Raw genomic sequence first — 24,849 nt, forward strand, 5'->3', positions numbered from 1 at the left:
TCACTACAAAGTTACAAAGCTGCAAAGCACAATAGGATATCATTCACTCCAAGCTTCACCAAAAAACTTATAATAAAACAAAAAGGAAACCACTTAAACAAGTGATTTCCTACAGAATGTCGGAATTTTATTTGCGGTATTAATTTGGCTCAACACCACAATCAGTGCTTGACAAATTAATAGATAGCTGAAACAGGAAAAATCTGCCAAACCTGTACGATTGAAAGTCCTACCCAACAACAAAAGAGGAATAGACCGATGCAGAATCCGTATATCACAACGACGGAAGATATCTTCCTGATCCGGAAGGGACCTGTCTCTAACGGTCACCGCTGACCTTTAGAGGCTGATTTTTCCATATTCACGATGCTAATGGACATCCGCGACCATTAGCAGGCGGTTTTCCCCACAATCGCCCCCTTTTCAGCCTGTAAGGGACATCCGTGACCGTTACAATCTCTTTTCGCTGCATTTCCGCTTCTAACGGACATTTTTGCCCTGCGGTGACCATTAGCGTACGTGTTACCCTCGCCGATATGAAAATAGCTTTGACAAGTACCGGGCCGCTATAAAACTGGTATTTTCGTAGCATTTAACCGCCATCGAATGTTAGCTTGACTGTCAAGCACTGATGATTAGGTTGATCCCTTTTTTCTCTTATCTTTTTCTCTTATCTTTTTCTGGCTCAATTAGTTTTACGGCATTAAATAGTATGTTCAGAAAAACGCAGTACCAAAGGCTGCAAGGTTGAACAAGCATGAGCGATGCTAAGGGCATATTTATTTTCTTCCTTCTGCTCCCATACCCTCTCATGGATCAGAACCCACGTACCGTCATCATTTAAGCGATATACATAATTTTTCTTCCATGCAGCATCGACCATTAGTGTCACCTGCGGCATAGGGTCCAGACTCATATTAAAAATCGCAACCATCTTGTCGCCCGACTCTTTGTGCTCCTGGGCACTGACAAAAACATTCGGATGCTTGGCCGCCGCATAAACGGGCAGATTCGTTCCACCAAGCCACTCGATAATCCCTCTAAACTGCTCCTTACGTTTGTAATTATACACGGATGCGGAATCATTAACCTGCAGGTTATAGGCGTTAATCGCCACGCGGCCCCCCAGCCGGTTCGTAAAGAGAACGGTCGATGGCGCAACCACCTGATCAAATTCATCTACAAACTCGGACAATACCTGCGTCGATTCGTTCAGGCCTCCAATCTGAAATACATTGGACTCCTGATGAACCGTAACCGTTAAGTTCGTATAATACATCCTTTCCCCAGCCGTATGCTCCCTCCATGGGGTAAGCTCTGTAAGCCGCTCATAGCCAATGCTGTCGCTAAGCGTGCTTTCCAGATTCGTCACCTCGGCCCCGATCAAATCACCATATCCGTTTTTGCAAAGATAGAAGGCCGCCAGACCGTCAAGGAAGACCCCTCCTTTGAATAGCTCCATCAGTTCATCTTTGGATAGATCCAGAATTTCCTCTCCACAGACCATGACTGGCCCTGCCTCCGATTTTATCGAATAAGGAATCCCGAATCTGCCCAGAACAGACGCCCAGGCCGGCGCTACAATAAAAGGACCTTGATTGCCGGCAATCGGGCGATAAGCATGGGCAAACGGGCGGTATAAAATCCGCGGACCTGCCATTTCAAAATCGGCAACTGAACGCCTCAGCCCGGAGAAGAACGCTTTGCTTTGGCCTACCATCGTGAAGTATCCTTCTTCCTCCAGCGGGCCGTCCGTATATTGCGTCACATACGTTTGCGATCCGTCAAGGCCGTAGAACATAGCCAGGGTCATGAGGGAACGCAGCTTGGCCGCGGAGAAAAAGAAGCGGGAATGCGGGTAGGGGTCCGATTCATGGATCAGCTCCAGATCTCCACTTAACGTCTGCTTGGAATACAGGAAATGAAAGCTCAGACCGGGAAAATTATTCGCCACATCGCTATTGTAGTCACTGCCAAACAAACGAACCAGCGGTCTCGTGCTTCCAGCAAAGGCTCTGGCAACAGCTTCCGTCAACTCTCCGTCAAAATCACAGGATCCAGGCTGACATAGTGCCAGTCTTGTTTGTGGTGCAACCTCATCAACAGCTGTCCGTACTTCACTTGCAAGCTCGACCAGAGAGTCTTTCATCAACCTCGCCCAGGCTTTGCGGTAATCCACTGATAGCTCGTCGCCACGTCGAAAAATTGCTTCTAATTCTTCCCTCGACAAGTCCTTGCTCAACCCCATTTGTTGCGAAAAGCGCCCCAAGTGCAACGGACAGAAGCAGCCAAACTTCACCACATCATGATTGCTGATTTCATAATCGTCTTCAAAAAATACAAATGGAGGACGGCCCCTCTCCACGACCGTTTGCACATAGCCGCTCAATAGCTTTATATATTTCTTATCCAAAGGACAATTCGCTGTTCTGGAAGCAGCACCGTCAATGCTTATTATTTTTTGAAAAGGATGCTCCTGCTCATTCAAGGGCTGAGGTCCTACTGATAAGCTTGGCGAACACCACCATCCCACTTCAATGCCGTCTTCGGCCAGATGCTGCCGCACTTCCTGGATCAGATCACCGAATTTCTCAAAAGCATGGACGGCAGTAGGCAGCTTCGACTCCCCGTTCCACTGTGGAAATACGAGGATGAATTTTTTAATGCCTGCTTCCTGCTTTAATCTGCGAAGGGCTGCGAGCATCTCTTCTTTCTTACTGGCAACAAATAAAAAAGGAACGATTGGATCCAATTGAAATTCAGCAGTCGTCACGTCACTACCACCCTTACTTCATCTATTAGTTTAAGTTAAGCCCTATTTTACAGTCACCCTGCAAATTAATATTTAGCTTCTAAAGCGTTTTTTTTATACTTACATTTGCATTATAGACCGTTATATTTGCACAGCCTGAAAGGGTGTGTTTTCTTAGAGAAAACCTGGCCGACGTCAATGAGGCGCACCGGCCAGGCTTTTTTACAGCGCTTGCTTCAACTGCTCTTCACACGGTTCACACGAGTTCTTACGAGTTCTTACGAGTTCATACCAGTTCATCACAGTTCATCACAGTTGATTACGGTTCAAGCCGATAGAAATTAACATTGTCCAAGTAGACCTTCTGCTCATCATCGAAGTTTTCCAGGATGGCATACACAGTCACTCTGCTAGTTCCCGCCGGCAGTCCCAGCATCCAATCGATGGTCGACCAGTTCCCGGCGGTATTCATAATGCGCCTCGCTCCAGGCTTCACTGAACCCAAATTGGCGTTCTGCGCATCATAGAAATCAAATTGGAGTCGAATCGTGCCGTCCCCCGCAGAGCCCGCCGGGGAGAAATAATCTACCGACATCCCATGAACGCCGGATTGAACCGGCACATCCTGGATAATTCCGCCAAACTTGATGCCTTTCGCTACAAGACTGTAATCTCCGTTCTTGTGCTCTTCATCCGTTCTCTTCATCTCCAGACCATTGTACAGCCATAAGTTCCAAGGGTCTGCAGCCTCTGGAGTTACACCTCCGCTTTCGAAGGATGGGTTGAGATTGATTGGAGTTTTCGGACTGTCAGCGTACAGATCCGGACTCAAGCGATAAAATTTGACTTCATCCAGGTACACTTCTTGTTCATCATCCATATTTTCCAATAGAACGTTAACATTCACTGCCGTTACCCCTTCAGCAAACTCGCCAACCCAATCTATGATCGTCCAGTCTCCTGCTGTATTGCTGATAAGCTTTCCGGCAGGCGTCAAATTCCCCAAATGTATATTCTCTGCATTATACTGCTCAAACTGAAGCCGGATAGTGCCGTTGCCAGTTGATCCCCCTGGTGTATAATAAGCGACCGACATCCCATGAACACCAGCTTGAACCGGCACCATTTGATAAACACCACCGATTAGACCTATGCCTTTGGCTTCAAGGCCAAAATCTCCGCTCTTTTTCGCATCAGTGCTTCTTTGCAATGTACCATCCTCTTGATATACCCATGCGGTCCAGGAATCGGACGTCTCTGGAGTTGCCCCTGCAAATTCGAAGGATGAATTCTGGTTAATTGGTATCTTCGGGTTGTTCTCGTACTCATCAGGACTCAACCGGTTGAGGAAGAAATCATCAATGTAGACTTCCTGATTCGCATCCATATTCTCCAGTAGAGCATAGGCTTCTACCCTGACGATTCCCTCGGGCAATTCGCCTGCCCAATACATGCTTACCCATTCTCCAGCAGTATCTGCGATCCGTTTCGTTTCCAGATAAGGTCTAACTGTACCTAAGTGTTGATTGGTAGCACTCCAGAAATCAAGCTGCAATCGAATGGTTCCTTTGCCTGTTGAACCTTCTGGCGAATAGTAGGCAAAAGACAGCTCATGAATGCCAGACTGAACCGGCACCACTTGAATAAGACCGCCAAAGTTGACTCCTTTAGCCTTAATACTGTATGCTCCGTTCCTTTTCACTTCATTGCTTCTCTTCATCTCCACACCGTTGTACAGCCATAAGTTCCATGAATCAGCCAAATCCGCTGTAGCTCCAGCGAGCTCAAAGCCAGGATTCGCATTCATCAGCTTTCTCGAATTCGGATCTGCACTCCTTAGCATGATATAAGTATGTCTGCGTACAGACTCAACCGGATCATTCAAGGACAACTCCTTGAGCAGCAGATGAACGGCTCCTTCTGCATCCTCTTGCTTCAGCCAGCCTACTATGGCGTCCATTTCAGCTTTGGATATACCTGACCATATGCGTGTGTACCCTCCCAGGGTTTTGCTGTCAACAATATAGGGGCTAAAAGCTTGCTGCAAGAACGGATCGTCTTTGAAAGACACAATCAGATCCCTCCGCTTTTCCGCCAGCCTTATTTTCTCCATAACCTTCTGTACAAGTGTGATCGCTGCCGTCTCATCCGCTGGCTGTGGTACAGCTGTTTTCTCCACCGTGTGGCTTAAGAAAGATGCTTCGTAGTATTCAAAGGAACGCAGCAGTGCCTCAGCACGCTTCTTCTGCTTCACAGTTACAGCTTTGGCAACAGCCGATTCCAGCAGGCTGCGGCTTAATGCTATATCCTGAGGCGTGACCGCCTCCAGATAGCTGTCATCCAGGAAGTTCATATAGTTCATGCGCGGTTCGGATTGTGCCCAGTCAGAATAAAACTTCGTATCGAACATCCGATTTTCCCAGAAATCTCTCCAGATCTCATAGTAAGCTGCCAAATCTTCAGCCGCTGTTTCCCCAACAGCACGCTCATACCATTCGTCGATCAGAGCTTCTGTATCCTGATCAGGATTCCACTGCAGCCGGGTCGAAAGCCAAGGCTTTGGTCCTTCTCCGAAATTCGGCACCATCTCCGCATACTGGGCAGTTACACCAACGTTTTTAGCGTACTTATAATTGTCATCCATGATATTAAAATAAGTTCTTGGAACCATATAGGGGGTTCCCCATAAATATTCGTAATAAGACAGTCCCGGGGCTGCTTCCACCCAGTTTTCTGTTACCTCATGTCCTGCGGTCTTCAAATTGGGGTCTCCCCAGGATAGACGATCATCCGTAATATAAACAATGACCCGCGGATCAAGCGTGATATTCGCCGGCGGATCATATACCTCCACATACGCGAGAAGTCCCAAATATTTATCCGGGTTCACAGCAAACACGCCTTTGGATACTTCATTTACCCAGTTATAGTATATATCAGACATATCGGTAAAGCCGACTGAATTGACTTTATCCGGGTAATCAGGATGGCTCGGATTATCCTCACAATAACCGCTTCCGTTAGCCATACCATCATTTACACCCAGTGAATACGAGGTAGCCTCTGGATTAGCGGCGAAATAGGCGTTAATATTCTTAATCGCTTCATCCACAATACCCTCTGCTGTAAAACACGGCTGCCAGCCGCCATGCGTGTCCAGATAAGCTCCTGCCGGGTAAAATTCCGGATTGGAAGTCTTGTATTTCTCAGGCGGGAACAAACTAAATAAATTATGCTTGAATTCAACGCGTCCATGCATCCGGTTGCTTCGAGCCCAGTCTGCACGCTCTGGCGTGTTGGTAGCATGCGTATCAAATTCACGGGAGAAGAACGCTGGCTCCTGGCGAATCAAATCGTTTGCAGGTACCGCTATATCTGTATGCTGCGGCACGTCTTCCCAATCTTCCCCTGGTGCCAGCCAGCGTACACCTACATAGCGCTCCAGAAACTCATCAACGCCAAACTCCGTTCCCCATGAGGTCGGACCCGCTATCGTAATACGCGCTTCATTCTGCTGAATAACGAAGCCGTCTCCATCCATCCCGGCAAGCGGATTCACCTGGCCTTCACCTGTCGGCAGCCCCTGGGCACCTACATAGATTTCGACCTCGATACCGGCAGGCAGGCTTTCCACTGAAGCAGGATCATCAATCAGAATCGGAAGCTCCGCTCCCGTAGACTTCTTCATATACGCTGCCAGCTTGGCCGCCGCATCCTGTGTCTGATCATCTGCATTCAACGCTACCCTTATTACAGCTGCTGGTTGACCATTGTCCACAATTTGCAGCGGCGGACTTGTCGGCCCCCCCGGGTCCGGTGTCGGGCTTGGCGACGGGGTGGTTTCTCCCCCCGTAGATGAGCCTGAAGCCTTCACCTGTTTACGCTTATCCTCTGTAACTAATTGCGAAGCGATTGTAGCCGACACTCCACTTGCAAAGCTCACTTCATCCGGCCATTGCTCCAGCGTTACACCGCTTACATGAAGCTTGGCTAATTTAATCAATCCTTTTCCTTTAAAATGCGCCGCTGCCTCAAATAACAAAGTGCCGATGACTGCGTTCAATCCTAAATCATAGTTTGCACCGTTCGCAGTATTTAGCACCTGGCGGAAAGTTCCTAGCAGTTTGACATCTTTAGGTTCCACAGTGTCAGCGATGTTCACCTCAACATTTACGAAACCGCTCTCATTATTAGCAGGATCAACTTCCTCCAGGATTCCTCCGGATCGCATGATCGTTTGCGCTATTTCGGTTGTTCCTGAAGCAACAATTCTCACTTGTCCGTTCCATTTATATACGATGAGTGTCCCTTGCAGTGACGAGTTTCGAACGATGATACTGTTCTTGCCGCCTCCCATTGCATAGGTTTTACCTTTAACCGTAACTCCTTCTAAAGTGAGTTCTCCTTCCCCTACACCTTGAGTGATATACAAATCGCCAGAAACAACGAGATCTTTCAACGTTACGCCGTCCGTGTTTACGACCAGGTTTCCAGTGATATCTTGGTTGATAGTACCCTTTTCGTTAACTAACGTGCCCATCACATTATCGATAAGTTGAATAATTTCGGCTCTTGTGATGTTCCCTTTAGGAACAAATTGCTGATCTGCTCTTCCCTGCACATACCCTTGTGCATGAAGTGCGTTAACCGCTTTAACCGCATAAGAGGATATAGAGCTTTCATCTGTAAAGCCCGCTGTGCCTTGTTCGCTGATAGCGATTTCAAAAGCTCTCGAGACGATCACAGCCGCATCTTCACGGGAAATATAGGAGTTGGGATCGAATCTGCCATCGCCTACACCTTCAATAATTCCAGCAGCAAATACTTTGGAAGTTGCCTCTGCAAACCAGTCATCGCCTTTTACATCGGAGAAGGGATGCTCCGAGCTTTCGGCAAATTTGAAAATTTGATTGATCAAAGCAACGAATTCTGCTCTAGTTGCTGCCTGCTCCGGATGATACCGGTTATCGCCATATCCTTGCAGCAGCCCTTGACCGATCCATTTGCTCATGACAGGCTCTGCCCAATGCCCCGTCAGATCGGATAGCTGAAGCTCATCACTCACTTCGCTTGTATCACTTGCTGCAAAAGCTGCGGAACTAAAGGGCAGCACAGCCGTGATCATGATACAAAATGACATTAGCAACGATAGTACACGTCTCAATCTCATGCTCATTAGAATTATCATCTCCTATTATCATAGTGGTAAACACCTGAACCAAACGTCTGAATAGTCGATTGTTGACAAAGACTCTCCATTGATGATTATTTTACATGATTCGTTCCATTTAATATTTAGCTTCTTAATCGTTTTTTTTGCATTTCCACTTGCATTATAGAACGATATTTTTGTACTATGAAGGGGAGAAGGAAAGAATGAGGGAGGTGCATGATGAACTATAAACGTTATAAACTCAGAGAAGAAATCATGATCCGCAGTCTTGTTACTTGTTATTACTACGAGCTTTCCAAGACATTCAAATATTCGGGCGAGAAACATAATTTTTGGGAATTGCTTTATGTGGATAAAGGGGAGATTGAAGTCGAGACGGATTCGGGATATTACGCGATCAAACAAGGAGATTTACTATTTCACGAACCGAACGAATTTCACCGATTAAAAAGCAATGGCAAAATCGCCCCCAATATTTTTGTTGTTTCTTTTGTATGTAATTCCAACCCGATGGCTTATTTTGCTAACAACAAATTATTTCATCTTGGTGATTACGAGCGCTCCATTCTTGCCCAGCTTATGAAAGAAGGACTGGATGCCTTCGGCCCCAACCCCACCGACAGTTCTCCAAAAGTACTTTCATTCAAAAAAGAAGCTTCCTTTGCCAGTGAACAGCTTTTTAAAATATCGCTCGAAGCCATACTGATCCAACTAATACGCAAAGAACAAAAAACAAAGCATGAAAAAGCTTTGTCCACTTCAACCAGAGAAAACCAGGCGATCCATTTTTCTGAAAAAATTATTAAATACTTAGAAGAAAATTTGCATAAAAAAATTACACTGGATCACTTATGCGCGGAATTTGGAATAGGGCGTACGCAGATTAACATTATTTTCAAAAAAACAACAGGGATCGGTCTGATTGAATATGTCAACCAGCTGAAAATTGATCATGCCAAAATCTACATTCGCGAAGAAGCCTACAATATCACTGAAATAGCTGAACTTCTTGGATACAGCAGTGTCCATTACTTCTCCCGCCACTTCAAAAAAGCTACCGACATGACCCCATCTGAATATTCTAAAACGTTGAAGGCTCATACTTTTGTTTAAGGTTCGGCATCATGCAAATTGTGTAGAGCAAAAATGACTAAAAGAAGCCCTGTAACAAACCCATGGGCTTCTTTTTCGTTAGTTCTATGCTTGACACGATTGAAGGGATCAGCCCGAAATCGTCTGCTGCAAGCAAAACAGCCTGCTGAGGTTGCTCAACAGGCTGGCCCGCTGTTAACTGGAGCTATAAGTTACGTAATTTACTTTTGCAGCAAATTTGTCAGTAACACTGCCGCCTCCGCTCGGGATGCTGTTTCGTTGGCAGCAAAGCGGTTGCCGTCACGGCCATGGACAATATCATGCTTCACTGCTGTCACTACAAATGCTTTCGCCCAAGCTGGAATCCTGCCGTCATCACTGAATGATGTTGCTGTGTCAGTAACAAGCGGTAAGCCTGAGGCTCGAACGATCATCGCAACGATTTCTGCCCGGGTAATTTGTGCGTTGGGCCGGAAGCTTCCGTCTTCATAGCCAGTAATGAAACCGGCTTGTACTGCCAAGGCTACACTCTCCTGAGCCCAATCAGGAATCTCAGCTTGATCTGCAAATGCAACGCTGCTGCTGACATCCTTATCCGAAAGCTTCAAAGCCTTGGCAAGCAGCTTTGTAAACTCAGCTCTTGTTACCGGCTTTTCAGGCTTGAATGTCCCGTCGGAGTAACCATTTATTACTCCCTCCGATATAAGCTGAAGAATCGCTGCTTCCGCAAAGTGACCCGCTATATCAGCTGGCTGAACGAATGGAGCTTGGGCCTTGGGTTCCGCCCAAATGGCAAACTTGGCGAATTGAGTAGTTTCCCCACTGACCAATCCGGATTTTTGATCCACTTGAATGTGATTCAAAGGTACCCATTTTCCAGTTGACTCGTTGAGCCCCGCGAGTACAAGGTCATAATGCTCTAAATCGATATGCCCGAGTGTGTAAGGCAAATAAATGCTAACCGTTTTTTTGAATTCGCCAGCCACCTCTTTCGTAAATACAACCACATCACTAACCAGAATCCTGTTTTCATTTTTGGGAAGCGAAGCCGTGTTGTTCCATTTTTCTATTGTTACCTTCGTGTTCTGTGTGAGAGCATTCGCCGGAATTTCAACCTTCGCTTTATTCAGCGATACCGTTCCCCCTTTATTCCAAATTACCACCTTTGAAGTAAGGTTAGGATTAGGAGCAGGGTTATCCGGCTGAGTAACATGGTCTCCCGGCGATGGACTGGTCTGCGGTGTAGGCTGCGGTGAAACCGGCGTTTGTGGCTCCGCACGAATCACCTGCACCGTGTAGCTTTTATGCTGCACATTATCTTCTGCCGTTACGTCTAGGGTCACTGTATTCGTTCCGACAACCAGATCCACTGTTTGGCTGGCCTCTGCAACTGTTTTTTCGCCGCTGTTGATCGCTATCTTCGCTTTACCATGCTTCGTAACCGCTGAGATATCCAGAGATGTGACTGCGTTCTCTACTTGCAGGGTGTACTTATTATCACTCGCGTTTGGAAAAACAGGCGTCAACACATAGGCTTGGCTGCCATGACTCAAGGATAATACTTTCAGATCAGCATTGTTCGAAGCGACATGGGGCGATTCGAGTAAGGCCACATCGTCTACCCATAGGGTTCCGGTGCTATCAGCAGCCGTTCTCACAAGGATTCGCAGAGCCGCTGTGTTCTCATGGAACTGATCCAAATTATTCACGCTAAACTTCGTCCAATCATTAGTTCCCCCTGTACCCGAAACAATGCCTGTGTTAAGCAATCCTAAATCATGCCCCAATTCATCCACCTGTATGATATCCACCTTAACCCCCTCCGTCTGGGAGAGGCCCGCAGTCTTAAGCCACAACGACAACGTGTATGATTTCTCTGCATCAATCACCGCTTTATCACTGCCAATAAAGGCTTCCTCGGTGCCTGCTGTCAATCTCGCGCTGTAATCGCCGCTGTGCTTAACCGCAGAATCTGCAGCGGCGCCTTGCTGCTTTGGCCAAAGCCCAAGCTCGAACCCGCTGTTTTGCAACAGATTTACTGATTGCGGAGGCTGTACATCACCATATCCGGCTTCAATCTTTATTTCACCCAGCTGCGGCGACCAGTGCGTCTCGTTATCTCCTCTAATCACAATTTTCAAATAATGAATTCCCCATGGCAGATTGTCTGCTGATTTGGTCGCCCTGTACCAGCCCCAATCTGTATCTTCTTTAACACTGTCATATTCCGTTAACGGCTCCCAATGCTGATTGTCATGGGAGGTATAGAAATCCACATTATCTGTAGAGTCCGAGTAAAACTGAGCCTTAAAGCTGCGCATATTAAATCCATAATAGACCACATACTGATCCGTATTTTGTGTTCTCGAAAGTCTGCCTGCATCTCCGCCTGCCACAATCGGATTCGCGGATTCAATTCCCAGACTCTCGGATTTACTGAATACGTGCTCCAGACTATCAAGCGTATCCGTAAAGCTGGCAGCGAATTCACTATCAGCGATGACGACATCGTCTACCCACACAGTTCCGCTAGCTCCCGCTGCCGTCCGCACGATTACCCGCAGGCTGGCGGCTAAAGAAGCAATATTGTCGATTCTGTACTCCGTCCAATTTTGGGTTCCCCCGGTCTGCAGCCTGCTGCCTGCCGCTTCATACAAACCGATATCATTCCCCTTAGTGTCCAGCTGCATCAGCTCCACTTGCACGCCGTCCACTGTGGAAATATGATCGGTTTTCAGCCACAGCGATAAGGAATGCTTTTTATTCCTTCCAATTGGAGCGATCGGGCTGGCGATAAAACGGGGACCGCCGTCCGCAACCATTTTAGCGCTTTGCGCGCCCATATGTTTGATAGCTGTATCCAATTCAGCTCCTTGCCCTGTTTCCCATAATCCAGATTCGAACCCGCTGTTCGGGACAAGACTATCCGGTTCAGAAGCTTCGAAACCGTAAGCTATGCTAATATCGCCAAGCTGCGGAGACCAATGATTAGCGTTGCTTGCTTTAAACACAATTTTTAAGTATTGGGTGCCTTGCGGAATATCGGCGGCCGATTTGGTTACTTTGAACCATCCCCAATCCGTGTCTGTACGTACGCTGCTTGTGACAGGTAGCGGTGTCCACGTCAAGTTATCCGGTGAAACAAGAAAGTCGAGCAAATCTGTAGAGTCTGAGTATATATTCGCACTGAAGCTTCTGATGTTAGGTTTGTTATAAACAATGTATGATTCCGTATTGTCGCCTCTCATCAGCCTGCTTCCATCCCCGCCTGTTGTGTTAGGATTTGTTGTGGCGAGCAAGAAATTGCCGGAATGCTCAGCGATCGAATCGAAATCGTCCAAAGTATCGATAAATGTTTCAAGCAAAGTCTGGTCCAGCAGCACAACATCGTCTACCCACACGGTGCCGGTCACGCCTGGCTTCGTCGTTACAATAACCTGCAGAGCAGCAGCCGATGTACGGATATTGTCAATTGTATATTCGGTCCAATCCTGCGTGCCTCCGGTAATCAATGGTCTTCCTGCCTCATTGTACAGCCCAAGCTCGTTTCCTTGGGCATCCAACTGCATCAGCTGCACATTCACCCCATCCGGAGTGGAGATTTGATCCGTTTTCAGCCATATGGAGAAAGAATGCTTCTTCTTCTTATCGATGGCTGCAGGTTCGCTTACCAGAGCATGCTCCCCACTGCCCTCACTGCCTGCCGTGATTTTCGCGCTTTGTTTGCCCATATGCTTCACCGAGGTATCGATCTCAGCCCCCTTGCTGATCGGCCAAAGTCCAGCCTCGAATCCGTTATTGTCAATCAGGCTTTCCGGCTCGCTTACTTCATAGCCATAAGTGATTGCAAGCTCACCCAGCTGAGGCGACCAGCTGTTGGCGTTGCTGCCCTTGATCACAACCTTCAAATAATAGGTGCCCCATGGTATTTTACCGGAAGTCACAGTGATACCGTGCCAGCCCCAATCCGTCTCTACCTGTTCGCCTATCCTGATAGGAATCGGCGTCCACTTTTTATTGTCTGCCGAAGCATAGAACTCTATTTCATCCGTAGAATCCGAATACAGTTTAGCAGCAAACTTTCTGATGTTGGGACGATAGTAGACGAGAGATTGATCTGTGTTTTCTTTGCGCACGATCCGGTGGAGATCGCCGCCCGATGTATTCGGATTCGCTGTTTCAAGGGCCCATTGCTCCGTTTGGCTGTAAATTCCGTCGAAGCTGCTGGCATCATCGGTATCGGTCACGTTCACAGCCTGGTTCGTCAACAGATCGAGTATGGCCTTTCTTGCCAGCAAAATCGAGTTCGCGTCCACATTATAGCTGGAGCCGCTGTTCACTAGCGAATCGGCGATTTGCTTAGCCGCGTCCGGTTTAACAACAGCTAGCATTTGCAGCAACTCATGGTCCTGTATGCCTTCGAGTTGGATTTCGCTTCTGATGGAGCTGAACAGATCCAGATTGCTTTTATCAGGATACACAAGCCAGCTGTCTCCCGGATAAGGCGTATCTGCTGTATGCAGCACATCCGGCGCATTCCAATAATTGAAGCCCCAGTGCAAATAACCGGTTAACCCGTTCTTAAACGTGTAAATGTGCGGCAATATCAAATCTGCCAGCGGGGCGTCGATATTCCGCACCAGATAGTTGCCCGTGGGCAGATTGCAAATGTAGAGCCACACTTCATCCCCCAGGCTTTGCCTTGTTTTGTAATAGCTTTTATTCGCGTCGAACACATCCTGCTTCACCACATAAGTATCCAATTTGCCATCAAAGGCCGATGAAAAAATATGGTTCGCCTCAATCGTTCTGATTCCCGGTGCAAGCGCATGCACTTTGTCGTATAACCAGTTGTCGTCAGCGCGGTCCGTATCGTTGCCCGGCTCATCCCCGCCGCTTTGATAGAATAGGTCCAGCCAGCCTTTGGCAGCCAAATGATCCTTGAGGGCAGGCAGATACACATCCAGCCAGGCCTCAGCCTCCGGCGATTGTGCTGGTGCATGCGCCAGCTTGGTCACCCCATTGTCCTTCGTCAGCATTTGCGTTTGGAACCTGCCATTAGATTTGGCGTTGAAAATACTTACTCCATGCAAACGACTCATTGCTTCGGCATCAATAAACATTTGCACAAATCTGTCGAACTTGGTCCAATCAAATGAATAAGTGCCGCTATCATCTATTTGAGTATCTGGTTCCAGAAAGGCAATTGGGTCTACCCATATCGTATTGTTGCGGTGCTGCTTCATATATAGAGCAAAGTTGTTCATGAGCGTCCACCAGCCGTCCGACCATCTGGTGACGCCATACTCATGCTCTAAGGCCATCCAGGTGCTCGGATCCCAGCCAGCCGAAGAAAACCAATTATCCACTTTATAAGCCGATTTGTTCGGATCGGTCAATACCACATCATATACAGTGAGCTGCACATCAACTAAAGCATCGCCTTCATTCGAATGTACCGCCACCGTTCCGGTATAGGTGCCTGGGCCGGCCGTCTTGGGTACATACACACTGTACCAAATCGGCTGTGTTGTATTCGCTGCCACATTCAGTGAAGCTTCGTTCCCGATGCGATCCGGATAATACATGCTTCCGTCGGGAGCGTTCACCTGTTTCTCTGGAGGCAGCTGGTCGGTATGTGAGGGCAGCTCAATATAGTCCACAAACATGGCGCTAATATTCGAGGCGTCAATGATGCTCCCGCCTGGCCCCATTAAGGGCCCTGCTGTGACCGATACATCCGTCAGCTCTGCAGAGGATCTGATCGCTATTTGGGCAGCTCGGACCTCATTCCGGGCTGTTAATAAGTGAATGTTTGTAGAGGGATGCTCCGGAGGCACAGTCCCCCGAAAAATCTTCGTCAAACTGTCTACCGTCCATATCATGGCAGCTGACGCATGAGCCGAAGGAAGACCCATTCCCCCAAACAGCGAAATAACCAGTGAAAATACGACTAATAATGTAACCGGCCTACTTGTTATCCTCTTAGACATCATATCCATCCCTCTCCTTCAACTTTTTACAGCGCCCGCTGTTAATCCAGAAACAATATATTTTTGCAAAAACAAGTAAGCAATAATGACTGGAACCGACACTACAACCAAATCCGCAAATACTAAATTCCAATCACTCGAATGTTCGCCGAAAAAGAAAAATACAGTTAAACCAAGCGTGTATTTACTTGCGGAATTCAGGAAATAAACAGCAATTCCAAAATCATTCCAGACCGTAATGAAGGTGAGAATAACAGCCGTTGCGTTCATGGGCTGCAGCAGCGGGAAAATGACCCTGAAAAACAAACCGAAGCCGCTAGTTCCATCAATGATCGCCGCCTCATCAATATCGCGAGAAATACTGTTATAAAATCCTATATACAGAAAAGTAACGATCGGGTACATCGTTGCTGTATACAATAAAATAATCCCGAGAAACGAGCTTGTCAAATGTAATTTGTAGAGAAACACATACGTGGTAATGATCGATAAGGGCAGTACAATGCCTGAAAGCAATAAAGCTTGAACGGCCTTGGTAAACCCGTCATTTCTTCTTTGAATGATGAAGGCCGATGTAGAGCAGAGCAATAGAACCAAAGCTACACTGCTTCCCGTAATGATCAATGAATTCCAGAACGCTGTTGAGGCCTGGGCGATTTCAAACACCTTGGCGTAGTTATCGAATATATGCCACTTAGTTGGCAGTGAAAACGCCAGATTGGCAGCTTCCGTAGAATTCTTAAACGAATTCAAAATAATCAGCAGAGTGGGAATGATGATCAAGGCACTAAAGAGAATACCTACGATTTCAAAAGATAGTCTTTTTAATACAGGACTCACCTCGCTATACCTCCACTTCTTTTTTACTCAGAATTTTATTCAATATGAGCACGACCACAAGAATCAGGATGAAAAGCAGCAGATTTGCCGCTGTCCCTTCACCATAACGTTGAGCCGCAAAGCTTTTGAAAATAATCGTATTGATCACATTGGAAGCTCCTCCAGGCCCCCCGTTAGTCAAGGCGATGACAATATCAAACACCTTCAGCCCGCTTATTAAGGAAATTAAAATATTAGCTTTAATAATGGGTATCATCAAGGGGATCGTGATATAACGGAATTTCTCCAAGGCATTCGCACCATCAATGGTCGCAGCTTCATAAGGCTCATTGGATATCGATTGCAATCCGGCTAATAAAAGCATCATATGAAGTCCTGCATATTTCCAGATTTCAACCATGCTCACGGAATAGATAACAATGTGGGGATTCGTAATCCAGGATTGCGTCCAGCTATCCAAATGCAGCAGCCTTAAACATTCATTTAAAAGGCCATGAGAGGGGTGAAAAATCGCTGAAAAGGCGAGCGCAACCGCAACGGTGCTTAAAATAACAGGAAAGAAAAAAACAGTTCTTAAATACATCGTGCTGCGTAATTTCATATTCAGTAAAATAGCCAGCAGCAGCCCTAAGGTAATTTTGAAAAAGGTGGTGATGACGGTAAAAATAAGGGTATTTTTAAAAGCCAAAAAATTGTCGCCGCCATCGAATAAATTCAGAAAATTTTCCCAGCCGACAAACCGGGTGACACGCAGTCCGTTCCAGTCTGTAAACGCATAGTAAAAGCTGCCCAGCGATGGAATAATGAATAAACCAATAAAAAGCAGCAGCCCTGGCAGCAGCAGCCAGTGGGTATAATAGTGTTTCATCAGTTTGTTCATCACAGCACCTCGTATGATCTCGGGAACCGCCAGAGAGCGGTCCCCCTTTCGTTGCATTCTTATTTGAAGTTCGGATCGTTATTAGCTTTTGCATTTTTCAAAAATTCTTTATCGAATCCGCTAAGTGCCTGCTCGGGTGTTTTCGTACCGACAAGCACATCCTGCAGAGCACTTCCTAAATCGCCATAGGAATAATTGAAGCTAGTCTCCCAGTTGGCAATCCCTCTGCCCTCATCAATGACTTTCTTGCCTTCAAGCTCTGCTGGAGTCAGCTTGGTTTTGGTTACCCCCTTGATCAGCGGAATACCGCCCTCGCTGCTGAAATACAAGTTTTGCGTGTCAATCGATTCAAAATAATTCACAAACCTTTGTGCTGCCTCCTGATTCGGCCCCTTCACCACATACATGCCCTGCGGAGCAAATACAGGAGCAATGTCCTTGTCATTTCCGTCTAATGGCATGATGAAAAACCCAATATCCTCCACATGTTCAGGGAATTTCTTTACAATATCATCCATCATCCAGGTTGACATATGATACATCCCTGCTGTACCTGTAGCTACTGCCTGCTCCGCGTTGTCGTACGTATCGGATAAATAATCCTTGTTGATGTAGCCCTTATTTTTCAAATCAAGCAAGGTTAGCATCCCATTCTTCATATTGTCATACTGGGTGAATTTGGCTTTGTTCGTGTTGATATCTGCAGCCAAATCCGTATATCCTTTCTTGGAGGCGTAGGTAAATGGCAGCAGCTGCAGTGTCCATGCGTCCTTGCCTGAATAAAACACAGGTGTTTTCCCACCGTTTTTAAGAGCTTCGCAGACAGCCAGAAATTCTTCATACGTTTTGGGGATTTCCAGGTTCAGACTTGCAAATACCTTTTTATTGTAAAGCACGCCTGCAACGCTGGAGCCCCAATAAGGTGCTGCGTAGAAATTACCATTCGCTTCATCCAGAGCTCCCTTCCATGAATCCTTAGGGAAATTTGCCATCCATGGCTGGTTTTCCTGATTGACCACCACATCGTCAGGGTTGCCAAAATCTTTAGTAATGGCACGCGGTCTATACAGCAAAATATCTGGAAGATCCTTGGTGGCAAATCTGGTTTTGATCAGATCATTTCCTGCTTCCGTATCCGGCACCTTTTCGACAATAAGCTCAAAGCCGTGCTCCTCCGCATCTTTGAGAATGGCTTCCCAGCCGCTTTTAAACCAGCTTGCATGACCGATCACCTTTAACTTCACCTTTGCTGCGGGCTGACTCGTTGCTGTACCTGCTGCAGTTCCTTTTGCAGTCTCTTCGGGAGTCGCAGTCGCAGTTGCAGCCCCTGTCTCTTCTGTTTTCTTGCCGGCGCATGCAGACATGACCAACACGATCAGGATGGACATCAACAGAACCAGAGCTTTCTTTGAACCTAACTTTAAACCTAATTTCACCATTTTCTATAACCCTCCTGTTTTTGTGTAACTGCTTACAAGATGAACTACACTGATTTTAAACCCTGTTAAATAATTGTTAAATAGAGAATCTTTCAGCCCCAGGTGGATAATATTACATGGATGATTCAATACCTGAGCATGGGTAGTTTTTTCCCCCGCTTTGTGTTAATCTCGACATATTGAGGTGAACATCATGTTCTCATTTAAAACATTTCAGACCAAATTATTTGTGACCTACTCGATTTTCCTGATTATTTTCACCCTCATTATTAGCATTCCCATGTATTATTACCTGAAAAATACGACCAAGAAAAATATCCTTGCAGGTATTCAGCAATCGGTCGCCGGGATCAGTGAAAGCCTGGACATTTACGCCAATCAGTATGAGAACATTACAACCCAGCTTTATTTGAAACGTGATGGAAGCGGTTCCCAAGTAAGCGTGGTGCAGGCGCTGCAAAATTTAATGCTCATGGAAAATGACGCAGAAGTATTAAATGCTTACACTCTGATAGATAACAATATAACATTATTATCGGAAATCAATAAAAATATTTACCGGATTAATATTTTCAACGAGCATGGGCTTTTCTTTTCGAATCAACCGTATGACAAATCTGTTTTGGACAGCTTGAGCGAGGACGCGGATTGGTTGCAGGAGCCGCAGCTTGCTGATGGCGCTATGGTAATGGAATATGCAAGCCAGGATCATTGGCGTGCAGATGGTGATCCGGTTCCCGTCTTTTCCTTTCTGCGGAGAATGAAATGGAACGGTGTAAATATCGGCTATTTGGAGGTTCAGATTCGGGCGGACGATTTAATCAAGCCGGTAAAGCTCACCAGTATTCCAAGCGCTTCTCTCACTCTGTTTAACCAAACTGATGTGTTGTACTCCAATGATGCCAATTTTAAAGACAACAACATCAGCAGATTAATGGAATTTAATGCTATCATCCCCTCTGCTATGAATAATGGACAACAATCGATTCGTCATCATGGAAATACAGAGAGCCTTATTTTTCAACGATCCCAGAAAACAGATTATACGATTGCTTACGCAGTCTCAGAAAACAAATTGTTTGCGTCCCTGCTTATTTTTCGCAATGTCACTTTTGCAGCCGTTTTCCTGCTTATTTCATTATCAATTCTCGTCTTCTATATTCTTTCCAAAACGTTAACCTATCCGATTACAAAGCTTAGAAAGGTCATTGATTCCGTAGACTTGGATGATAAGAAAATAAAAATAAACAATGAATTTAAGATGGACGAAATAGAGCTGTTGAATCGTTCCTTCCGCACGATGAACGAACGGCTGCAAAATTCCTTAGAAGAAATCGTTCAATTTCGGACGATGGAGCTGCAGTCACAATTTGAAGTGCTTCAGGCCCAGATCAATCCTCACTTTTTATTTAATATGCTGGGTGTAATTGCTATTTTCTCGGAGGAGGAGGGCGGGACCAAGGCAGCAGATGTGTGTCATAAACTAGCAAGCTTCTTAAGATACACGGTCATTCAAACGAATCCTATCACCACACTCGAACAGGAAATGAGCTTTGCGCGCGACTATTTGGAGCTCATGCAAACCCGCTACAGGCACCGGCTTCAGTTTGAACTGGTACTGCCGGAAGAAATGAAGCGCATCTCCATTCCCAAGCTGACCTTGCAGCCATTGGTGGAAAATTCAATCAATCACGGATTTCAGCATATGGATCGGGGACTCGTCATAACGATTCGCGGAATTGTAGAGGGTGACCGTTGGTACATAACGATTCTGGATAATGGCAGTGGAATTGACCCGGAACAGCTAAAGAGCCTGCACGAGAAGATGGAAATGTATGAGAGGCCTATTCATGTCTTTCCCAAAAAAGAGCAGCTTACCCTGGGAGGAATGGGAATTATCAGTACCTATGCCAGGCTTAAGCTGTATTTCAAAAACCGCATAGCGTTCAGAATTGGCAACAATGCAGATTATGGCACATGTATTTCTATATCAGGATGGATTCCAGATGAATCAGATGAACACAGCCAAGAGGAGAGCCCATGAATATTTTATTAGTTGATGACGAGCCGATTTTTATCGATAAGCTTAGACGCATTATTGAAGATTACAACCGGGAGCATACCGCCGGGGCCCATATTATCGGTGAGGCTTATAGCGGCCAGGAAGCGCTGCGGTTCATTTCGGACACTCCGCCTGATCTTATTTTCACAGATATCAAAATGTCCAATATGAATGGAATTGAGCTTTCCAAATGCTTGCAACAGGATCACCCGGACATAGCGATCGTATTCATCAGCGGGTACCCCTCATTTGATTATGCGAGAGAAGCGATCCGTGCGAATGTGGCGGATTATTTGCTCAAGCCTATTGAGCCGAAGCTCGTTAAGGAGCTGCTTCATCGTATGCTGCCGCAAATTGCCCATCATAAATACAGGCAAAGCAAGGAGGTTATTCAGAGCCTCATAGAGTCCAATTTGCCGCTAAACAGTAATAGCGTTCCGGATGCAAGTGCAAAGATGATAAGCAGTAACCATATCACGGAAGCTAAAACGAAGACGATATGTGAGTACGCAGCCTATTACGTGCTTGCCGTACAGAAGCTTGAAGCTGTCAACCACAAGGATCGTCTTTTTATCCAACAAAGCGAAAATATGCATGAAACCTATATCCATAACCTGCAAAAAATAGTGGGATCGCTAAGCTCTATCTGGATTTTCAATTCGCAGGATCGGCGTTCATTGATCATTGTTGTTGGCCTTCACGAAGCTGACGAGCAGCAACTACATTTTATTGCACAAGCGACCCAGACCTATTTTTCATTTGGCGGAGTCCCGGTTTCTGTGACATACAGCCAGCAGTTAGACAGCCTTGCCAATCTCAGAGAAGAAATACACCAGCTCTTGAATGTGCTCTATAACCGTCTGGTTATTGGAAGCGCCCAAATGATCAGCTCTCAGGAAGGAACGAAGCAGCCCCAGAAAATCTTCACCCAACTGACCAATCAGATGGAAACAAAAATACTTTCCCTGATTTCGAAAAAAAATGAGGCGGCATTAAGCAAGGAATTTCACCAGCTATTTAAAATCTGGCAATCCGAGCAATGCCCAAGTATTTATATTGAAAAAAGCATGAAGAGGCTGATTCGCCTTATGGAACGGCATTTGCAAGCCTCCGATGCCATCGTCAGCAAAGCCTTGGAGAATCGCATCGAGGAGATTTTATACACAGCTGCTTCCTTTGAGGAGGCGGCCCAATTTTGCTGGGACATGATCACGGAGCTGCTGCAGCTTCAATCCGGCAAGCCCAGCCCTACTAACACCAAAGCGCTCTTTGAAAGCATTCAGCATTATTTGCAATCGCACCTTAACGAGCCCATCGGCCTGACCCAGCTTAACGAAATCTTTAAAGTATCGAACACCTACTTGTGCAATCTGTTCCGAAATTATGCGGATGCCTCTTTTGTCGAATACTTCACGGCGCTGCGGATGGAAAAAGCAAAGGAACTGATCCGCGATCATCCGGATATGATGCTGAAGGATATTGCCGAGCTCGTTGGCTACAGAGACCATCACTATTTCAGCAGGGTTTTTAAAATGATCACCGGGCAGACGCCAAGCGATTTTAAAAACAACTGATGGGTGAGATTCCCAAACGACTAACAGAGATTCACTAACAAAAAAACGACAGTAGAGTACTCGTTTTGAAGTAGGTAAAAACGTCCCCAACGTTGACACCTACTCCTTTTTCAATCAAGCAGAATTTATGCTGCCTGGCCATGGATAAATTCAGTTAAACGGTCAGGATAGTTCCATATAAGGTTGTGCGAAAGTCTCTTAGAGTAATCGAATCCTAAATACACTTTGACTAATAGCCTATTCGTCAGGTCCAATATCGTTGTATACATATATACAAAGAAAAAGTGCTTAAATAATAGCACTCTTGTCTTTACAATATTAGTAATCCCTTCTAGCTGCCCAAAGGACTCCCCTTCTGAGAAGTGTCCGCGCCTCTGGAGCCGCATATGCTTCTGCGCTATGGCCGAGCAGCGATTGAAACACCCGGGCAGACTTATAGGTATGCAGCCAAACTAATGGCTCTTCCTGCCCCGTCACCTTGGAATGGGCGCTGCAAAGTACCTCAACTGGAGCATCCCCCTCCTGATTAAAATACAATTCATCCTTAATCGTAAATGGGGGTATGCCCGCAACGATTGGATGATTCGTGTCCAGCGGCTGCACATCCATGAAATCGTAATGATCATGACCGCTCGAACCTTGATGATTCCACACCCGGGGAACAATAGATCTAAACTCCGGCCAGTCAGATGCCCCGGCATCCGGAAGGGAGAAATGAAAGCTGCCGTTCGAGAAATGCAGCACGGCCAGTCCACCGCTGTTGTCTAAATAGCGGAGCAAATTGGACTTGGACTTCTCCAGTAAGCCTTGCGGATCGTGCCAATTGCAGTAATTCAGCACAATAGCATCATACCGGGCTAAATCCAGCTCCGCCAGCTCATTTGCCTGCAGGATCACATCAACCTTTACACGTGGATCCTCCTCAAGCGCTTCAATGATAGCGGGCATCGTCTCCTCCCAATGATGCCATTTATGATGCTCATTTCCAGATAACAGCAGTACCCGAATTTGTTCTGACACAACATGGGAACGCTCCAGCCCACTTACCCCAATAAGTGCTTGGTTCAATTCCTCATCAGAGTAAAATCTGGAACGAACGCCTCCTGCCGGAACCTCCAGCCCAACTGTCCACACAATCGCATTCAAGGTTAGCCGGCGATAATTCTCATCCTTCCACAAACGATAAGCATGTCCTATTGTCGTACCGAACCCTCTTCCGCCATCTTCGCGTTCAACGGCCCAGGCAATCACGTTAGCTAACGGATTCTGCTCATCTGCAAATTCTGGCACGCAGCCAATCGGAATTAGCCGCTCATCCCCGGTTCCGAAGCGAAGCTGGAAATACACCTCATCATTTAAATACAAATCAGGCGAAACTCCCTCTGTGATCGGGTGAACCTCTTGACTTAGCTGAAACCTTTGACCAGTGTCAATCCTTGAATACCAGTTCCGCTCACCCTGTTCATCCTCCCACTCGAAATAACCGCCTGCCCAATTCATAATGCGCTGCCCCTCTTCACGGGTAAAAAAAGTCGAAAAATGAATCAGCATCAAGCCACAGCCGCGCTTCATCCAACGCTCCATCTTTTGCATACGCCCATCTAAAACGAAAGGAACATCCTTGGACAAATCGCCATCCCGGCCATCCGTATACGCTACAATAAGATCCGTTGTCTCAAAAGTAGTTTCATCATCAGGCCAACCTTTTGCGTAATATTCCACCTTAACCTGTCCACCAACATTGGAATGCTCGAGGGCAACCTTAAACAATTGCGCCGTTTTCTCATATTCATGAAAATCAGCAGGATGACTTGGATCACAAGCTAAAATCACAATTTTCTTCGCCTTCATTCTTCCTGTCCCCTTTTTATCCAAATGTTTGTCTGCTACTATTAAGTTAACTCGATTCATGACAGAAGTGAATGTCCCCAGTTCTTTTTTTCATATCTATAAGTCCAGAAGTCCAGAAAAAGAAGAAACTACAATTCCATAAAAGAACATTACAGGCTGCATAAATGGTGGAAAACGATGGAGGAAAAAAAGGAGGAAACTATGGAGAAATTCAGGCTTAGAGCAGGAGCATTGATTATCGAAAACGGTGCTATTCTGCTGATAGAGTTCAAAAATGATGACGATGATGGCGTGCATTACAATCTTCCTGCAGGTGGAGTAGAGTCTGGCGAAACATTAGTTGAAGCTGTTAAGCGCGAAGCAAAAGAAGAAGCCTCCGTTGATATTGAGGTTGGTTCCGTCGCATTTGTATATGAATACCAGCCTGCCAAAAACAACAATCTTTACGGCGATGTCCATTCTGTAGGGATTACATTTGAATGCAGCCTGATAGAGAACTCAGTTGCAAAGCTTCCAGCCTCCCCAGACCCTCATCAAATTGGTGTAAAGTGGATCCCCCTGGCTGAATTACATTCAGTTCAAATTTATCCTGAAATAGCAGCTGATATTATTAATTTTTACAATGGAAAAGGCTATCGAAATTATGTAGAGGAACATGAAATACAAGCAGAGAAATGAGACTTCATCTTTACTCACTTTATTTCCTATATAGGACATTAAATGAGGCTTAGCTTATGGACATACGTTCCGTTATTTTCCTTAAATTCGTGAATTTGAAGCAGTTTCAGCATCAATAACGGCTTTCATGTCCGCAAGCGCCGTAAAAATGAGGGAATGGCTGTGGGCTTCAGCCGCTGTTAAAGATTTGTTCCCTTGAACGGAAAGGATGAAGAGGTAGGAACAAATCTTTAAAGGCGGACGCTTTCGCTCTTCCACCCACACCACTTACCTCTCTTTGGCTACAATCGCACGAATCACACGAACACCAAGCTCAAACGGACAGCCAGCAAGGCTTTTTCTTTTGATTAGTAGAGATTTCCTAGCGGGCGCGGGCGCTGGGGAAGAAGAGCACGCGCAGGTGAGAAGGATCTGCTACTTTAACGATGTTTTTCATCGTTAAAGTAGCAGATCCTCACACCCACAACCCTGCTTTAACGATGAAAATCATCGTTAAAATCCCTTTTAACCACCCT

The 24,849-nt window shown here is 46.1% G+C and carries 11 protein-coding genes; 4 read left to right on the forward strand and 7 right to left on the reverse strand.

Annotated features, from left to right (window positions below):
- Positions 1 to 703: 703 nt before the first annotated feature.
- Together J2Z66_RS18285 and J2Z66_RS18290 are read right to left on the reverse strand one after the other, a co-directional pair.
- Positions 704 to 2,773, reverse strand: a complete 2,070-nt coding sequence (locus J2Z66_RS18285) for a hypothetical protein (RefSeq protein ID WP_209972913.1) — start codon at positions 2,771 to 2,773, stop codon at positions 704 to 706.
- A 298-nt stretch (positions 2,774 to 3,071) separates the two neighbouring features.
- Positions 3,072 to 7,928: a DUF4838 domain-containing protein gene (locus tag J2Z66_RS18290; RefSeq protein ID WP_209972916.1), complete on the reverse strand. Its 4,857-nt coding sequence runs from the start codon at positions 7,926 to 7,928 to the stop codon at positions 3,072 to 3,074.
- A gap of 213 nt (positions 7,929 to 8,141) precedes the next feature.
- Here J2Z66_RS18290 and J2Z66_RS18295 point away from each other — a divergent pair, with 213 nt between their 5' ends.
- On the forward strand, positions 8,142 to 9,038 hold the full coding sequence (locus J2Z66_RS18295) for an AraC family transcriptional regulator (protein WP_209972918.1): 897 nt from the start codon (positions 8,142 to 8,144) through the stop codon (positions 9,036 to 9,038).
- 200 nt (positions 9,039 to 9,238) lie between these two features.
- Here J2Z66_RS18295 and J2Z66_RS18300 read toward each other — a convergent pair whose 3' ends face one another.
- From J2Z66_RS18300 to J2Z66_RS18315, 4 genes are read right to left on the reverse strand one after another with little or no spacing between them, the layout of a single operon-like run.
- Positions 9,239 to 15,013, reverse strand: coding sequence for a glycoside hydrolase domain-containing protein (locus J2Z66_RS18300; protein ID WP_209972920.1), 5,775 nt, complete (start codon positions 15,011 to 15,013; stop codon positions 9,239 to 9,241).
- Between the two features lie 15 nt (positions 15,014 to 15,028).
- Positions 15,029 to 15,850, reverse strand: coding sequence for a carbohydrate ABC transporter permease (locus J2Z66_RS42755; protein WP_209972922.1), 822 nt, complete (start codon positions 15,848 to 15,850; stop codon positions 15,029 to 15,031).
- A 4-nt stretch (positions 15,851 to 15,854) separates the two neighbouring features.
- Entirely contained in the window at positions 15,855 to 16,730 is an 876-nt protein-coding gene (locus tag J2Z66_RS18310) for a carbohydrate ABC transporter permease (protein WP_209972924.1), read from the reverse strand.
- A 59-nt stretch (positions 16,731 to 16,789) separates the two neighbouring features.
- Positions 16,790 to 18,169 carry an ABC transporter substrate-binding protein gene (locus J2Z66_RS18315; RefSeq protein ID WP_209972926.1) on the reverse strand — a complete coding sequence of 460 codons (1,380 nt, stop codon included), beginning with the start codon at positions 18,167 to 18,169 and terminating at the stop codon, positions 16,790 to 16,792.
- Positions 18,170 to 18,362: 193 nt separating this feature from the next.
- Here J2Z66_RS18315 and J2Z66_RS18320 point away from each other — a divergent pair, with 193 nt between their 5' ends.
- Both J2Z66_RS18320 and J2Z66_RS18325 read left to right on the forward strand, forming a co-directional pair.
- Complete coding sequence (locus J2Z66_RS18320) at positions 18,363 to 20,213, forward strand: sensor histidine kinase (protein ID WP_209972929.1); 1,851 nt, start codon at positions 18,363 to 18,365, stop codon at positions 20,211 to 20,213.
- The gene (locus tag J2Z66_RS18325) at positions 20,210 to 21,805 is read left to right on the forward strand and encodes a response regulator (RefSeq protein WP_209972931.1); all 1,596 of its coding nucleotides are present in this window, start codon (positions 20,210 to 20,212) and stop codon (positions 21,803 to 21,805) included. The genes J2Z66_RS18320 and J2Z66_RS18325 overlap by 4 nt, the downstream gene beginning before the upstream one ends.
- A gap of 318 nt (positions 21,806 to 22,123) precedes the next feature.
- Here J2Z66_RS18325 and J2Z66_RS18330 read toward each other — a convergent pair whose 3' ends face one another.
- Positions 22,124 to 23,656, reverse strand: a complete 1,533-nt coding sequence (locus J2Z66_RS18330; RefSeq protein ID WP_209972933.1) for a ThuA domain-containing protein — start codon at positions 23,654 to 23,656, stop codon at positions 22,124 to 22,126.
- A 177-nt stretch (positions 23,657 to 23,833) separates the two neighbouring features.
- Here J2Z66_RS18330 and J2Z66_RS18335 point away from each other — a divergent pair, with 177 nt between their 5' ends.
- On the forward strand, positions 23,834 to 24,334 hold the full coding sequence (locus J2Z66_RS18335) for an NUDIX domain-containing protein (protein WP_245375650.1): 501 nt from the start codon (positions 23,834 to 23,836) through the stop codon (positions 24,332 to 24,334).
- Positions 24,335 to 24,849 lie beyond the last annotated feature (515 nt).

The sequence above is a fragment of the Paenibacillus eucommiae genome (genome assembly GCF_017874215.1).
Taxonomy (GTDB): domain Bacteria; phylum Bacillota; class Bacilli; order Paenibacillales; family NBRC-103111; genus Paenibacillus_AI; species Paenibacillus_AI eucommiae.